Source organism: Micromonospora sp. NPDC005237, from assembly GCF_040607775.1.
Taxonomy (GTDB): Bacteria; Actinomycetota; Actinomycetes; order Mycobacteriales; family Micromonosporaceae; genus Micromonospora.
Window position 1 is genome coordinate 548,248 of the sequence record NZ_JBEXHJ010000003.1, and the last position, 13,501, is coordinate 561,748.

At 70.1% G+C, this 13,501-nt stretch carries 17 protein-coding genes; 5 read left to right on the plus strand and 12 right to left on the minus strand.

Features of this window, described 5'->3' with window-relative positions; translation table 11 throughout:
* Positions 1 to 3: 3 nt before the first annotated feature.
* Genes ABZT87_RS11370 through ABZT87_RS11385 form a run of 4 tightly spaced genes read right to left on the minus strand, consistent with a single transcriptional unit; the run spans position 4 to position 3,515 of the window.
* A complete protein-coding gene (locus ABZT87_RS11370) occupies positions 4 to 636 on the minus strand; it encodes a response regulator transcription factor (RefSeq protein WP_354856249.1) in 633 nt (210 codons plus the stop codon).
* Positions 633 to 1,772 carry a histidine kinase gene (locus tag ABZT87_RS11375; RefSeq protein ID WP_355135163.1) on the minus strand — a complete coding sequence of 380 codons (1,140 nt, stop codon included), beginning with the start codon at positions 1,770 to 1,772 and terminating at the stop codon, positions 633 to 635. Before ABZT87_RS11375 ends, ABZT87_RS11370 begins: the two co-directional genes overlap by 4 nt.
* Positions 1,773 to 1,798: 26 nt before the next feature.
* On the minus strand, positions 1,799 to 2,614 hold the full coding sequence (locus ABZT87_RS11380) for an ABC transporter permease (protein ID WP_355135165.1): 816 nt from the start codon (positions 2,612 to 2,614) through the stop codon (positions 1,799 to 1,801).
* Between the two features lies 1 nt (position 2,615).
* Positions 2,616 to 3,515 (minus strand): ABC transporter ATP-binding protein, encoded by a 900-nt coding sequence (locus tag ABZT87_RS11385; RefSeq protein ID WP_234584431.1) that lies wholly within the window; start codon positions 3,513 to 3,515, stop codon positions 2,616 to 2,618.
* Positions 3,516 to 3,834: 319 nt separating this feature from the next.
* On the opposite strand from ABZT87_RS11385, the gene ABZT87_RS11390 reads away from it, so the two are divergent.
* Positions 3,835 to 4,689, plus strand: a complete 855-nt coding sequence (locus tag ABZT87_RS11390; protein ID WP_355135168.1) for an alpha/beta fold hydrolase — start codon at positions 3,835 to 3,837, stop codon at positions 4,687 to 4,689.
* 43 nt (positions 4,690 to 4,732) lie between these two features.
* Here ABZT87_RS11390 and ABZT87_RS11395 read toward each other — a convergent pair whose 3' ends face one another.
* Complete coding sequence (locus ABZT87_RS11395; RefSeq protein ID WP_355135170.1) at positions 4,733 to 5,203, minus strand: hypothetical protein; 471 nt, start codon at positions 5,201 to 5,203, stop codon at positions 4,733 to 4,735.
* Positions 5,204 to 5,487: 284 nt separating this feature from the next.
* Between ABZT87_RS11395 and ABZT87_RS11400 the strand changes: the two genes are divergently transcribed.
* Positions 5,488 to 6,432 carry an aldo/keto reductase gene (locus tag ABZT87_RS11400; protein WP_355135172.1) on the plus strand — a complete coding sequence of 315 codons (945 nt, stop codon included), beginning with the start codon at positions 5,488 to 5,490 and terminating at the stop codon, positions 6,430 to 6,432.
* Between the two features lie 277 nt (positions 6,433 to 6,709).
* Here ABZT87_RS11400 and ABZT87_RS11405 read toward each other — a convergent pair whose 3' ends face one another.
* Together ABZT87_RS11405 and ABZT87_RS11410 are read right to left on the minus strand one after the other, a co-directional pair.
* Entirely contained in the window at positions 6,710 to 6,964 is a 255-nt protein-coding gene (locus ABZT87_RS11405; protein ID WP_354856257.1) for a hypothetical protein, read from the minus strand.
* On the minus strand, positions 6,961 to 7,275 hold the full coding sequence (locus ABZT87_RS11410; RefSeq protein WP_355135174.1) for a DivIVA domain-containing protein: 315 nt from the start codon (positions 7,273 to 7,275) through the stop codon (positions 6,961 to 6,963). Before ABZT87_RS11410 ends, ABZT87_RS11405 begins: the two co-directional genes overlap by 4 nt.
* A 275-nt stretch (positions 7,276 to 7,550) precedes the next feature.
* On the opposite strand from ABZT87_RS11410, the gene ABZT87_RS11415 reads away from it, so the two are divergent.
* From ABZT87_RS11415 to ABZT87_RS11425, 3 genes are all read left to right on the plus strand, one after another.
* Positions 7,551 to 8,387 (plus strand): helix-turn-helix transcriptional regulator, encoded by an 837-nt coding sequence (locus ABZT87_RS11415; RefSeq protein WP_355135176.1) that lies wholly within the window; start codon positions 7,551 to 7,553, stop codon positions 8,385 to 8,387.
* Positions 8,388 to 8,400: 13 nt separating this feature from the next.
* Positions 8,401 to 8,607 carry a DUF397 domain-containing protein gene (locus ABZT87_RS11420; RefSeq protein ID WP_355135177.1) on the plus strand — a complete coding sequence of 69 codons (207 nt, stop codon included), beginning with the start codon at positions 8,401 to 8,403 and terminating at the stop codon, positions 8,605 to 8,607.
* 511 nt (positions 8,608 to 9,118) lie between these two features.
* A complete protein-coding gene (locus tag ABZT87_RS11425; protein ID WP_354856262.1) occupies positions 9,119 to 9,577 on the plus strand; it encodes a hypothetical protein in 459 nt (152 codons plus the stop codon).
* Positions 9,578 to 9,620: 43 nt separating this feature from the next.
* Here the strand turns inward: ABZT87_RS11425 and ABZT87_RS11430 are convergent, their stop codons facing one another.
* From ABZT87_RS11430 to ABZT87_RS11450, 5 genes are all read right to left on the minus strand, one after another.
* On the minus strand, positions 9,621 to 10,454 hold the full coding sequence (locus ABZT87_RS11430) for an exonuclease domain-containing protein (protein ID WP_354856263.1): 834 nt from the start codon (positions 10,452 to 10,454) through the stop codon (positions 9,621 to 9,623).
* Positions 10,455 to 10,789: 335 nt separating this feature from the next.
* Positions 10,790 to 11,404: a hypothetical protein gene (locus ABZT87_RS11435; RefSeq protein ID WP_355135179.1), complete on the minus strand. Its 615-nt coding sequence runs from the start codon at positions 11,402 to 11,404 to the stop codon at positions 10,790 to 10,792.
* Entirely contained in the window at positions 11,401 to 12,267 is an 867-nt protein-coding gene (locus ABZT87_RS11440; RefSeq protein WP_355135181.1) for an ImmA/IrrE family metallo-endopeptidase, read from the minus strand. Before ABZT87_RS11440 ends, ABZT87_RS11435 begins: the two co-directional genes overlap by 4 nt.
* Positions 12,268 to 12,282: 15 nt before the next feature.
* Positions 12,283 to 12,621, minus strand: coding sequence for a helix-turn-helix transcriptional regulator (locus ABZT87_RS11445; protein WP_139583850.1), 339 nt, complete (start codon positions 12,619 to 12,621; stop codon positions 12,283 to 12,285).
* A 120-nt stretch (positions 12,622 to 12,741) separates the two neighbouring features.
* Positions 12,742 to 13,374: a hypothetical protein gene (locus tag ABZT87_RS11450; protein ID WP_355135184.1), complete on the minus strand. Its 633-nt coding sequence runs from the start codon at positions 13,372 to 13,374 to the stop codon at positions 12,742 to 12,744.
* Positions 13,375 to 13,501: the final 127 nt, after the last annotated feature.

Here is a 13,501-nt window from a genome sequence, read left to right on the forward strand (position 1 = left end):
CGCTCAATCGCCGAGCAGCCAGCCGTTCTGCTCGGCGATGCGCACGGCCGCGGCCCGGTTGCGGGCGCCGGTCTTGCCGATCGCCGCGGAGAGGTGGTTGCGCACCGTCCCCTCGGACAGGTGCAGCGCCTTCGCCAGCTCGGCGACCGCGCCACCGGCGCGGGCCGCCCGCAGCACCTCGGTCTCCCGCTCGGTCAGCGGGCTCGCCCCGGTGGCCAGGGTCTCCGCGGCCAGCGTCGGGTCCACCACCCGCAGGCCGGCGTGCACCCGGCGGACCGCGTCGGCGAGCTGCCGGGCCGGGGTGTCCTTGACCACGAAGCCGTTCGCGCCGGCCTCCATGGCGCGACGCAGGTAGCCGGGCCGACCGAACGTGGTCACCACCAGCACCCGGCAGGCCGGCAGCGCCGCCCGCAGCGCGGCGGTGGCGGCGATCCCGTCCAGGCCGGGCATCTCCACGTCCAGCAGGGCCACGTCGGGCGTGTGCCGGAGGGCCTCGGGCACCACCTCGTCGCCCCGGCCCACCTCGGCCACGACGGTCAGGTCCGGTTCCAGCGACAGCAGCGCGGCCAACGCACCACGGACGAGCGCCTGGTCGTCGGCGAGCAGCAGCCGGATCGGCGTACCCGCCGCGCTCACCGGGCCTCCGCCGGGGCGTGCACGCGCAGCAGGAAGCCGGTGCCGTCGTCCCGGCCGCGGCCCACGGTCACCACGGCGTCCAGCCGGCGGGCCCGTTCCCGCAGACCGACCAGCCCGTACCCGGCGGCGCCGGCGTCCGGCGTGGACGGCCCCCGGCCGTCGTCGCTCACCTCGACCCCGTCCGGGCGCACCCGGATCGTGCAACACCGCGCGCCGCTGTGCCGGACCACATTGGTCACCCCTTCGCGTACCGTCCACCCGAACAGCCGGTCCCACTCCCTCGGCAGCTCCGGCAACTCGGCCGGCAACTCCGCCGCGATGCCCGCCGCGGCGAGGGCGGACCGCGCGCCGGCCAGCTCCCCGGCGAGGGTGACCTCCCGGTACGCCCCGACGGTCTGCCGCACGTCGGCCAGCGCCGCCCGCGCCAACCTCTCCACCTCGGCGATCTCGGCGGCCGCCCGGACGGTGTCGACCTCGATCAGCCGCCCGGCCAGCTCGGCCTTGATCGCCACCACGGTCAGCGAGTGCCCGAGGATGTCGTGCAGGTCGCGCGCGGCGCGGGCCCGCTCCTCGGCGACCGCGAGCCGGCCGATCTCCTGCTGCGCGGCCTGCAACTCGCTGTTGCGCTGGGCCAACCGGGACACGCCGAACATGGCGAACGAGGCGAGCAGCACCGCGAAGACGATGCCGTGCTCCGCCTCCCAGCCCGGCACCAGCCAGGACGCCAACGCGGGAGTCACGGCGCAGAGCGCCACGGTGACCAACGCCTCCCACGGCGGCAGCAGGAACACTCCGGCCGCGGCCACGTAGACCAGGGTCGCCAGCCAGTCGCCGCCGGTGCCCGGGATGCTGACCAGGCCCACCCCGAGCAGCGCCAGCAGGCCCAGCCGCGCGCGCCACGCCGGGATCGGCAGCAGCAACTGGCGCAGCCGGCGGGCCCACTGGAACAGCAGCACGTAGCCCAGACCGAAGACGACCAGGGCGGTCACCCCGACGACCCGCCGCCACGGCTCCGGCTGCTGCAAGGCGGTGGAGATCGGCACGTTGAGGAAGAACAGCCACACGGCGGCCAGCAGCCAGCCGATGTACCGCCACTGGCGGTTCATCGGCTGGGGCTGCCCCGTCGGGAGGTCCATCGGCTCCACGCTAGCGGTCGCGGCGGTCAGACCCGAGCGGTGTCCCGGCGGAACAGCCGGGCCGCGCCGACGCCGAAGGCCACGGTCCAGAAGACCATGTTGGCCACTCCGGCCATGCTCACCCCGTCGCCGGTCAGCGGGGCGCGGGCCAGCTCACCCATGCCGTACACCGGGGTGAACTTCGCGGCCTGCTGTAGCACGTGCGGGAGCACCTCGACCGGCACGAACAGCCCGCCGAACATGGCCAGCACGGCCAGGATCGGCCCGATGAACTGCATGACGTTCTCGGCCGGCACCAGGTAGCCGATGAACAGACCGAACGCGGCGAAGACCAGCGAGCCGAGCCACGCGGCGAGCCCGGACAGCAGCCAGACGTCCAGCGGGAGGCGGACGCCGGCCGCGGCGCCCACCACGAACTCGATGACGACCGCGATCAGGCCGAGGGTCATCGCCGTGGCCACCTTCGTCGCCACGTAGGCGGTCGGGCGCAACGGGGTGAGCCGCAGCTGCCGGCTCCAGCCCAACGCCCGCTCGGTGGCCACCGCGCCGCCCGCGCTGGTGGTCGCCACCATCGCCGCGTACACGGCGAGGCTGATCATGACGTACGCCGTCACGGGTCGGCCGTTGTCCAGTGTCTGCCCCCGCTGCGGCAGGCCGAAGATGAGGAAGAAGACAGCCGGCATGATCAGCGTGAAGGCGAGGGTGCGGCGGTTGCGCAGCACCCGCCGCAGTTCGATGCCGAGGACGGCCGGGGCGAAGCCACCCATTGCGGGCAGCCGGCGGTCGGGCTGGGTGGGTCGGTCGGTGCGGGTGGCGGCGGGGGTGGCCGGCAGGGTGGACATCTCAGGCTCCGATGCGCTCGGTGGTCAGGGCGAGGAAGGCGTCCTCGAGGTTGCGGGAGGTGATCTCCACGTCCCGGGCGGCGGTCCGGGTGAGCAGGTGACGGGCGATCGCGTCCGAGTCGCCGGTACGCACCAGCACGCTGTCGCCGCGTACCTCCACGGCGTCCACACCGGGCAGCGCGGCGAGCGCCGCCTGGTCCGCGCCGGGCAGGGTGGCCCGGACCGTACGGCCGGCGGCCAGGTTCTTGATCTCCGCGGTGGTGCCGTCGGCGACGATCCGTCCCTGCCGGACCAGCACGATCCGGTCGGCGTACGCGTCCGCCTCGTCCAGGTAGTGGGTGGCGAAGATGACAGTCCTGCCGTCGCGGGCGTCGCGGCGCAGGGCCTGCCAGAAGTCCCGGCGGCCCTCGACGTCCATCCCCGTGGTCGGCTCGTCGAGCACCATCAGGTCCGGGTCCGGCAGCAGGGCCAGCGCGAAACGCAGCCGCTGCTGCTGACCGCCCGAGCACCGGCCCACGATCCGGTCGGCGATGTCGGCGATGCCGGCGCGCTCCAGCACCTCGGCCGCCGGGCGGGTGTGTCGGTAGAAGTGGGCGGTCATCCGCACGGTCTCGCCGACGGTGAGGTCCTTGAGCAGCCCGCCGGTCTGGAGTACGGCGGCGACCCGACCCCGGGCCACCGCGTCGTCGGCGGTGCCGCCCAGGACGCGGACCGTGCCCGCGTCCGGGCGGGCCAGGCCGAGCAGCATGTCGATGGTGGTGGTCTTGCCCGCCCCGTTGGGGCCGAGGAACGCCACCACCTCGCCGGGCTGCACCCGCAGGCTCAGCCCGTCGACCGCGGTGACCGTACCGAAGGTCTTGGTGAGGCCGTTCAGCTCGACGGCCGGATGCGTACTGGTCATGCAATAGATGCTCCGGCGTCGCGGACGTCGGCTCCCGGAGCGGCCGTCACGTTCCGGCCGTGACATTTGTCAGGGACGGCCCGCCGACGGGTCGATGTGGCACGCCTGGCCGGACACGGAGTGTGACGGCCATGGCAGGAGATACGGCCCAGAGCGATATGACTCAGAGTCATAGATATACCTCTGCGTCATATCGCCTTCCGACAGGTCCGCCACCGCCCCTGGCTCTTGCGCTCCGCCCGGTCCGAGCCCACCGGCAGGCATTGCCAGCGCGGCAGCGGGTAACCGCCGGGCCGGACAGCGACACCGGGAGGACGCGATGGGTGCCACGCCGCAGGGCCGGGTCGACACGGTCGTGCTGATCCACGGACTCTGGATGACCCCGCGCAGCTGGCAGGGGTGGGTCGAGCGGTTCACCGAGCGCGGCATGCACGTCATCGCCCCCGCCTGGCCCGGGATGGACCGGTCCGTGGAGCAGTTGCGCGACGACCCCACCCCGATCGCGCAGCAGAGCATGGCCACGATCATCGCCCACTACGACCGGATCATCCGGGCGCTCCCCCAACCGCCGATCATCATGGGGCACTCGTTCGGAGGCCTGTTCGCCCAGGTCCTCGCCGACAGGGGCCTCGGCGCGGCGGTGGTGGGGGTGCATCCGGCAGCGATCAAGGGGGTGCTCAAGGTGCCGCTGAGCCAGCTGCGCTCCGGCTTCCCAATCCTGCGCAGCCCCGCCAATCGGAACAGGGCCGTCCCGTTCACCCCGGACGACTTCGCCTACACGTTCGGCAACACGCTCAGCCGCGAGGACTCCGACCGGGCCTGGCAGCGCTACGCCGTGCCCGGCGCCGGTCGGGTGTTCTTCGAGGGCGCGTTCGCCAACCTCGACCCGCGCTCACCCGCCCGCGTCGACAACGGACGCGACGACCGCGCGCCGCTGCTGCTGATGGCCGGCGGGGAGGACCACGTGGTGCCCGCGTCGGTGGTCCGTGCCAACGCGGGGCTCTACCAGAAGTCCCGGGCGCTCACCGCGTACGAGGAGTTCCCCGGGCGTTCGCACTTCACCGTCGGGGCGCCCGGCTGGGAGGCGGTCGCCGACTACGCCCTGGACTGGGCGCTGCGCGCGGCGGCGCTGCCCCGGGAGGCGACGATCGCCAGCGAGGCCCCCCGCCGCTGAGCGGCCATCGCCGATCCTCACGAAGGAACTAGCGCATTCACTACTAAAGGACGACGAACCGCACAGGTTCGTCCAGCACCACGGCAGCGCCGTCCAGGTCGGCCAGGCGCGCCGCGAGCGTCGCTGCGGCCAACCGTTTCGGCAGGGCCGCGCCGAACTTGAGACCGTCCAGGGCCTTGTCATTGACCTCAGGCAGGCACAGTCGGGTGGCCGCGTCCGCGGTGAGTGCCCGCCAGGTCGCAGGTGTGACATCTTCCCGTAGTCGGATGCTGTTGCCGTCGAAACGCTCCACCGGATCGACGACTTCGCCCAGCGTGGCGGTCAACGTGGCATTCGCCCGGGAGCGGCCGGTGGTGACGGCGTGGCCGACCCGGCGCAGCGCCTCGGCGAAGTTGTCCCGGATCTGGTCGGTGACGACGTACCGGCGCAGGTCGGCGCCCTCGGCGGCGCGGACGACGAAGTCCCCGTCCCCGACCGAGGTCGGGATCTCGATCACGTCCCGCAGCAGGGTCATCTCACGCCTCGCAACCGCTCCCCGTGACGCTGGCGTCACCGGCGACCCTAAGGCGTCGTCGCCGCAGGTCCCCAGTCCCGGGCTGGCGTGGTAATGATCAGCGCCTATTGCGAGGGCTGCCGCAACTGCGCGGCGTCGCACTCGGCCAGTTCTTCGGCTTCGAGTAGAGCGGCGGCGACCAGCCTGCGGCGTCGGCGTGGACCTCGCCACCACCACGACATGAGGTCTTTCACATGTTTTCCCAGGTAGGAATGGACGGCGTGTGACGCATGTTGGTGCCAGACATGGTTGATCTTCGTAAGCTCGGCTCGTCAGACCTCGAGGTCTTCCCGCTCGCGCTCGGCGGCAACGTCTTCGGCTGGTCGGCCGACGAGGCGCAGTCAGTTGCCGTGCTCGACGCGTACGCCGCCGCGGGCGGCAACTTCATCGACACCGCTGACATGTACTCGGCCTGGGTGCCCGGCAACCAGGGCGGCGAGTCCGAGGCCATCATTGGGAACTGGCTCTCCGCACGCGGCAACCGCGATTCCATGATCATCGCCACCAAGGTCGGCGCCCACCCGACGTACAAGGGGCTGGCCGCCACGACCATCAAGGGCGGGGTCGAGGAGTCGTTGCGCCGCCTGCGCACTGACTACATCGACCTGTACTACACCCACTACGACGACCCGACCCTGCCCGTCGAGGAGATCATCACCACGCTCGACCAACTGGTGAAGGAGGGAAAGGTCCGAGCAATCGCCGCCTCCAACATCAGCCCCGAGCGACTCGAGGCCTCCCTCGCCTTCTCCGACAGCCAGAACCTCGCCCGCTACGTGGCTCTGCAGCCGCACTACAACCTGGTCTCGCGCGATACGTACGAGGGGGACCTGGAGACGACGGCTGCGCGGCACGGCCTCGCAGTCGTTCCCTACTACTCGCTCGCCTCCGGCTTCCTGACCGGCAAGTACCGGCCGGGCGCGGCGGTGAACAGCGTACGGGCGCAGGGCGCCTCGGAGTACCTGAAGTCGGAACGGGGGCAAAAGGTCCTCGCAGCACTCGACGAGATCGCCACCGCGCGGGGTGCCGAGATGGCCACCGTGGCGCTCGCCTGGCTCCTCGCTCAGCCGACCGTCGTAGCGCCGATCGCGAGCGCGCGGACCGTCGAGCAACTGCCGGCACTGCTCGCGGTCGCTGACCTCGCGCTGACGGAGGCGGAGGTCTCGGCGCTGACCGCCGCCTCCGCGTAACCGAGCCTGGTAGGGAGCCGTACCGCCGGCGCGGACGTTCATGCCCGGTTGTCGTGCCCGGAGGGGCGCGGCATACCGGGCACAAGCGGTTCGCAACCGTACCGGCGTCGTATGGCAGCGCGCGCATGGCTCACTTCAGACAGATCAACAGGCCTCGCGCCCGACTACGAGAAGTGCTCTTTTCTACGTAGTACCCGTAGGCGAAGCTACCGTCCTTCGGACCGCTGATGCTGGCCTCGTACACCGCGAGCGCCGCGGCGGTGACCGGCCCGGCCGGTCACCGCCAGCGGAACCGCCGGGAACACGCGCCGTCGTGGTCGGACCGGAGCAGGCACCGCGGGCCGCCGGGCATGATCCGGTCGCAGAAGACCCAGTGGCGTACGTCCTGGTCGTCCTCCGCCGAGACGGTGGTGCCGCCCGGGTCGGTCTGCGGCAGGACGTGGGTCCAGTGCGCCACCACCCGGGCGAGGCGCTGGGCGGAGAGCAGGTCGTTCGCGACCACCGGCAGGTGGATGACCCAGCGCTCGGTCACCGGTCGTACCCCCGCTCGTTGCGGGTTCGGGCCTGCTCGGACTGCCAGCGGCGCAGCGCGTCCTTGACCCGGTCGGTCTCCCGGCGGCTCTGCGCGAGCGCGTCGTAGACGACGGCCAGGTCACCGGCGATCCGGTCGAGGAACTCCCGCACCTCCTGCGGGTCGAGCCCACGCCGCCCGAACGGGGTCGGCCGGAAGCCTCGCTCGCGCACCTGCCAGGGGCGCAGCGGATGGTAGGCCGCCGAGCGGTAGCAGGTCGGCCCGCTGACCGACCGCTGACGACGCCGGGCACGCCGGAAGAAGACGCGCATGACAGGACCTGCCTCTCACCGTCGAGATTGACCTGTGGAAGGGCGGGCCCATCGGCCCGCCGCGCACCGACGGACCCACCCCGGCACCTGCCACCGCAGCCTTCAATCAGCAGTACGGAAGCAGGGCCAGTCGAGCAGCCCGAAAGGCGAGCACTGTTCGTGACTCAGGCGATTCGTGGCCTCACTCATCGTGCAGCGAACCGCACCCTTTATGCAACTCCCGATCTGGGAGTGGTTCGTTGCGAAGCCTGTCTCGTTCCGTCACACTGACGGGCATGACTGGAAGTCCGACCGTCCGACGTCGACGCCTGGCTGCCGCGCTTCGTCGCCTCCGTGAGCAAACCGGCATGACCGCCGACCAGGCCGCCAAGGAGGTGGGCATCTCGAAGTCGGCGATCAGCCGCATCGAGAACGCCCAGGTCTCCGTCATGCCACCGGTCGCCCGTGGCCTCCTTGAGCTGTACGGCGTCGAGGGCGAAGAGGTGGACGCGCTCGTCCAGGTCGCCCGCGACGCCCGCAAGCGCGGCTGGTGGCAGGCGTACGACGACGTGCTGCCCGACTGGTTCGAGGTCTACGTCGGACTGGAGGCCGAAGCTTCGGAGATCCGCGCCTTCGAGCCGCAACTGATCCCCGGCCTGCTCCAGACGGCCGACTACGCCCGCGCGGTCATCCGTGCCGAGCATCCGGACGCCCCCGGCGACGAGGTGGATCGGCGGGTGGAGTTGCGGATGCGCCGGCAGAACAACGACAGTCCCCCGAAGCTCTGGGTGGTGCTGGACGAGGCAGCCCTGCGGAGGCCGGTCGGCGGCGCCGAGGCGTTCCAGGCACAGTTGCAGCGGCTGGCCAAGGAGGCGGACCGACCCGGCCGCACCATCCAGATCCTGACCTTCGGGGCAGGCGAATACGGGTCGATGGGCAGCGCTTTCAGCGTGCTGACCTTCCCCGAGCCGGCCGATCCGGGGGTCGTCTATGTCGAGACCCGCGCGGGTAGCCTCTATCTCGAAGGCCAACAGGTCAGGGAGTACAGCCGCGTCTTCGAGCACCTGGTCGCCACAGCGGCCAGCGCTCGCGAGTCGCGCGACCTGATCCAGGGGGCGCTCGACGAGCTATGAGAGGACGGCGCGGGTGGAAGAGGTCAACCAGGCCCCGGTGACCTGGCGCAAGAGCACCCGCAGCAACGGCTCCGGCAACTGCGTCGAAGTTGCGGACAACCTGGCGGGCAAGGTCGGGCTGCGAGACAGCAAGGACCCGACCGGCCCGGTGCTGACGTTCGGCCCGACCGCCTGGTCGACCTTCGTCGCCAGCGTCAAGCAGGAGACGCTCGGCCGCTGACACCTCCTACTCGAAGGGATGCCGTCCGGTTGCCGAAGCGGCATCCCTTTGTCGTCTCCCGATCCCGGCTGCCGAGCCATCAACCGAGCCGAGCAGGGCAAACAGCGGCTGGTGGAGGCCGCCATCACCCTGCAAGGCAGCGGCCGAGCAGTCCGGCAGTACATCAAGTTCTGGGCTGACCGCGAGCATCGGCGACACCCCGCAACCGCGTGCCGGCGTTGACGCCCGGCGGGGGCGACATCAAGATGGCCCGGTGGAATCGAACGAGCTGAAGGCACAGGCACAGGCGCTCCGGGCAGCCGGCAGGACGCCCAAACAGATCGCCCGGGAGCTCGGCGTCACCCGTGCCGTGGCCACCAAACTCGTCCGTGGTGTGGCCGTTACGCGACCAGGCCGCGTTCACCCCTCGGAACTCCCGCTCGTGGGCTGTTGGATCAGCCGTCAGTGGAGCAACGGCCTGACTATCACGGAGCGGCCCGCCGACTGGATCGACGATGACGCACTTCCACCGATGGCGATGGGAGCAGGCCTGGTCAGCGTCGCGGTCGCCCGCGCCGACGGCGACGCCGTGACCACCTGCGGGTTCCTGGTCGACACTTACTGCCTCGGTGTCAAGAACGCCGTGCCGCCTACGACGACCGACCTGGACGAGCTGCCGTACTTCCTCGGCGACTTCTTCCAGGCTTACGAATCCGGGGCGGTCAAGGCACCCATCGACCTCGCCCGACACCTGGTCTTCGGGGCCGTCGACTACGCCCACGGCCTCGGCTTCGACCCGCATCGCGACTTCTACAGCAGCGCACCCCACCTCGGAACGTGGGACCCGCCGAGCCTGATCACGTTCGGTCTGGGCGGCAAGCCCTACTTCCAGCAAGGCCCGTACGACAACCCCGACCGGATCATCCGCGCCCTCGACAAGTCAGTCGGCCCCGGCAACTACCACTTCACGGCAGTCGCGATCGGGCGCTGAGCGACATCACCGACGGCCGCTGTTCTCGGAGGTGCCGCAGCGCCTACCGGCGCCGCCTGGTCTCCAACGGCCACTCCAGGCTCACCTTCTCGTCTCGCCCCTGCCTGTCAAAGAAGGCCTGCAGCTCGCGCTTCTGCTCGGCGAACCAGGTGACCTGCGCCTGGTGGAGATCATCGGGTCGCATCCGGGCGATCCGCTCATGGCGGGTCGCGATCGATACCGCCAATTCGGCAGCCGCCCGCGCGTCGCTCGCGGCATCATGGGCGTTCGTCAACTCGACCTCGTAGTACCTAGAGAGGTCGCCCAGCCGCCACCCTCCGGACCAGTCGGGCTCAACCTCCCGGTGCAGGATCGACGGATCGATGATGCTGGCCCGCTCCCATTCCACCGCCGGCAGACCGTGCCGGGCCAACTCGGTGTGGAGCGCCGTGACGTCGTAGTGAGCGCAGAAGGCGACGAGCGGTGTGCCGTTCACGATCAGCTTGGCGATCTCGGTGCTGAGCTCGGCCAACGCCTCACGGGGTGCCGCCCCGGCGTCGCGCACCAGCTCGTCGGTGATGCCGTGGATGGCGATGGCGTCCGCCGGAATCGGCACCCCCGGATTGATCAGCCAGGTCTTGGCCGTGCCGTCGGCGTAGACCAAGGCTGCGGACACGATCCGCGTGTCCTGTGGCTCGCCGTCAGTGCCCTCAATGTCGAAACCGACGACAGGCATGTCGTGCCACCCTCGGTGATTCCCCACCGGCGGCGCGGCCTGGATCGGCGCGCAATCGTGGTGGAACGAATTCCAGCGGCCGCCGAGCCTGAGAGCCTGCCCGGCTCCGGCTGCCACCCACTGTCCGCACTTACCACAGCGTCCGGCGAACTTGTTGATCACGTTGAGGGGTCTCCCGGCAGTCTCGTCGCGCTGCCTCCCGCATGGAGCAGGCGAGGAAGCTACGCGTTGATCGGTACAGCTAAAGATCTTGGCTCACCGATCTTGCGTACGTGACCCCGCAGGCCCCGACGATTGGGCGAGATCGTCGACCTTTGTAGACGGACACTGCGAACGCTGAGACAGCGGGCCCCGCCAACTCGGGCGTCACGACCCGCGTGTGGTCGATAGCGCGCGCACCGGATGAGGCATATACATCAACCCGAGATAGCCCCACACGAGAAGGCTGCCGGGAACGCCGTCGTGTGGCTACGGCCCGCTGGCTCGACTGCGGCCGCTTACCGCCAGCAGGCGGTCGACATGAGGTTCGTCGTATCAACCGGCGGCAGGCCGTCATCGAGACCGCGCAGCCGATCGTAGACGTCGCGCATCGCAGTCTTGTCCGGGATGTGCTCGCTGCCTGCCGCGCGTTCGAGGACTGTCAGCGTGTTCACCAGCCTGATCGATCCCACCGCACGGCCTTGAGCTCGAAGCCGTTGCAGTCGGCCTACTTCCGAGGTGGCGAGGCGCGCTCCTGCCCCATCGTCAATGAGCACGGTCATCGACTCGCCAGCTTCGGCAGCGACCACAGCGTGCGCCACTACCATTACCTCGCCCAGGTCTCTCGACTGCTTCAGCCGCTCGTGCATGGGTTGCCGGGTGATCCGGTGGACCACTGCGGCGAGTTCGGGTGTCTCGTCGTCGGAGAGAATCTGTAGCCAGCGCGGTGCCAGCTTTCGCCACACTGTCGCGGCGGGACGGAAGCGCTGGTCGTCCCGAGACTTGCGCATGACCTCCGACTGGACCGTCTCCGGGGCGCTGAGCGGGCCGAGAATGCCGATCAGGAGCCGCTCTCGGTTTATCGAGAGGAAGTTCAGGCTGGGCCCAGCGTCAATGATCGGCCGTTGACTCATCGTGCGTCTGTCTCGATCGTCCGGTCCGGCGGGTCGTCTGGCGCGCTCAGGTCCTCGTCCAGCGCCGCCAGGTCGATCGGAACCTCCGGCAGCTCAGCGGGATCGGCCCAGGCGATCGGACGGTCGACAGGCACCACGCCCGCTTCCCGCAGCTCCGCTTCGGCGGCCTCTGCGGCGATGCCACGCAGGTTGGCGATGGCCTGCACGGGGAGCACGCCCTCCACGTAGCCCTTGGTCGCGCGGGCGAGCAGACGTTGCGGAGCCCGCCGCTTGTCGGAGTCGGCCTGCAGTGCGTGGTATTGGTCGATCCACCCGAAGCGCACCGCAAGCTGGGGTGTGGAGAGGGCCATCCACTCCGTCTTGGTGGTGGCGTTGATGTACCCGCCCTGGTGCAGCGCGATGGCTGCGACGGCGGGTGAGACCAGGAATCGCTGGACGACCACGGAGAGGGTGGACCGCGTCGCTGCCTGCTCTCGGTCGCCGAGGAAATCCCGGAGGCCGTCCGAGGGGAGAAGCAGGTGCCTGGCGAAGGCATCGGCCCGGATCTCGGCAGGGGACCGAGCGCTCAGGTCGCCCGCGTCGGCGTCCGCCCAGTCTCCCAACTGCACGTGGCCGAGCTCATGAGCCAGCGTGCTGCGCTGCCGAATCGGTCTCCGGGAGCGGGCAACCCCGATGAACATCGTGTTGCGCTTCGGGTCTCGCATCGTCAGGCCGTGCTCGTCCGGTCCGGCATCGAGCACGGCCACATCAATCCCAGTCGCCTGCTCGATGATCGCAATGAGATCACCCAGAGGCTGCACGCCCAAGCGGTGCTCTCTGCGGAAAAGGGTGGCAGCAGCACACCCTTCGGCTTCAGCGTTCACGGTCTTCCACCAAGGTCAGATCGTGGCCGGAATGGCCTGCTCATCGAGGTAGTCGTCCAGCTCCAGGAAGTGCAGCAGCGCCTGACGCATTTCTTCCATCCCCGAACCGTTGGTGGCCCGAGCCGCGTACTGGGCGCGGTCGGCAACCGTCTGCGCCCCGGTGAGCTGGGCCACCGTATGCCCCGTCGCCCACGCAATCGCCACAATCTCGGGGATCTTCGCCGCCCGGTCGCCGGAGATTATCCGTGACAGGGTGGCCTGGGAAATGCCCGTCCGGTCCGCAAGGGCTCGCTGACTGAGGCCGGCAGCCACCCTGGCACGCTCAATCGACACGCCTACATCGACCCTGGCCATGACCTACCCCCAAGCAGTGAATCATGATCATGTCGTTTGATTCAGTCTACACACCGCCCGCATGCGCCCGCCAACTTTGACAGGGATTGACTTGGGTATTCACGGTGGCGCTCGCCAAAGTCACGGAAGCTCCGGCACGCCGCGCAGTAGCGCCAGCGCCGAGCGGTCGGAGCTGAGCTGGGCCAACTCCGCGTTGATGAAGTCGGTGAAGAACTCGGCGGGCGATCCGGGGAAGCCGGGTTGCTCGCCCGAGTGCCACTGGTGCAGCCACGGCTCGATCTCCACCAGCCCGGCGAGCAGCGGCAGCAGCCGCTCCGCAGGCCACGCCTCCTGCGTCTTCCGGTCAAGGTAGATGGTGGCGAGCGCCTGCGCCTGCTTCAAGTGGTCCCATCCTGCCCAGCCGAGCAGTTCACTGCCGTCGCTGTCCCGCCCCGCCTGCGGGTACGAGATGAACCGCTCCTTCGACACGTCGAGCTTGCCCCGCGCCCGCCAGTACGACGGCCGGACGAAGGCCGCCGAGGCGTACTTCGGCGGCACCTCGATGTCGACCTTCTCCCCCGCGTCCTCCCGGCGCTGCAACGCCCAAGTCCGCTCCCACTGCGCCCGCTTGCGCAGCCCGGACGGCTTGTACCGCTGCGCCGGCAGGTACGGCACATGCTCGTCGGCGATCAGCAGGCCCAAGGTCTTGGTCAGAAGCATCCAAGCGGCCCCGGGGCTGACCTTCACCCCGGCGGCCTGGGCCACCTCGTCCAAGGCGTCAGGGGCATGAACCTCCGCCACTGACTGTTATCGGCGCAGCCTTCGAATCTTTCGGAGGCTGGGCGCCCTCTCCGGATCGCCTGGGCACTGCTTGGCACCTCGCGGCGCTCACCAATAAGGG

What these genes read in the sequence shown, in the direction of transcription:
- ABZT87_RS11375 (WP_355135163.1), bottom strand. Translation starts at nt 1,772, where the DNA reads ATGGACCTCCCGACGGGGCAGCCCCAGCCGATGAACCGCCAGTGGCGG.
- ABZT87_RS11380 (WP_355135165.1), bottom strand. Translation starts at nt 2,614, where the DNA reads ATGTCCACCCTGCCGGCCACCCCCGCCGCCACCCGCACCGACCGACCC.
- ABZT87_RS11385 (WP_234584431.1), bottom strand. Translation starts at nt 3,515, where the DNA reads ATGACCAGTACGCATCCGGCCGTCGAGCTGAACGGCCTCACCAAGACC.
- ABZT87_RS11390 (WP_355135168.1), top strand. Translation starts at nt 3,835, where the DNA reads ATGGGTGCCACGCCGCAGGGCCGGGTCGACACGGTCGTGCTGATCCAC.
- ABZT87_RS11395 (WP_355135170.1), bottom strand. Translation starts at nt 5,203, where the DNA reads ATGACCCTGCTGCGGGACGTGATCGAGATCCCGACCTCGGTCGGGGAC.
- ABZT87_RS11400 (WP_355135172.1), top strand. Translation starts at nt 5,488, where the DNA reads ATGGTTGATCTTCGTAAGCTCGGCTCGTCAGACCTCGAGGTCTTCCCG.
- ABZT87_RS11410 (WP_355135174.1), bottom strand. Translation starts at nt 7,275, where the DNA reads ATGCGCGTCTTCTTCCGGCGTGCCCGGCGTCGTCAGCGGTCGGTCAGC.
- ABZT87_RS11415 (WP_355135176.1), top strand. Translation starts at nt 7,551, where the DNA reads ATGACTGGAAGTCCGACCGTCCGACGTCGACGCCTGGCTGCCGCGCTT.
- ABZT87_RS11425 (WP_354856262.1), top strand. Translation starts at nt 9,119, where the DNA reads ATGGCGATGGGAGCAGGCCTGGTCAGCGTCGCGGTCGCCCGCGCCGAC.
- ABZT87_RS11435 (WP_355135179.1), bottom strand. Translation starts at nt 11,404, where the DNA reads ATGAGTCAACGGCCGATCATTGACGCTGGGCCCAGCCTGAACTTCCTC.
- ABZT87_RS11445 (WP_139583850.1), bottom strand. Translation starts at nt 12,621, where the DNA reads ATGGCCAGGGTCGATGTAGGCGTGTCGATTGAGCGTGCCAGGGTGGCT.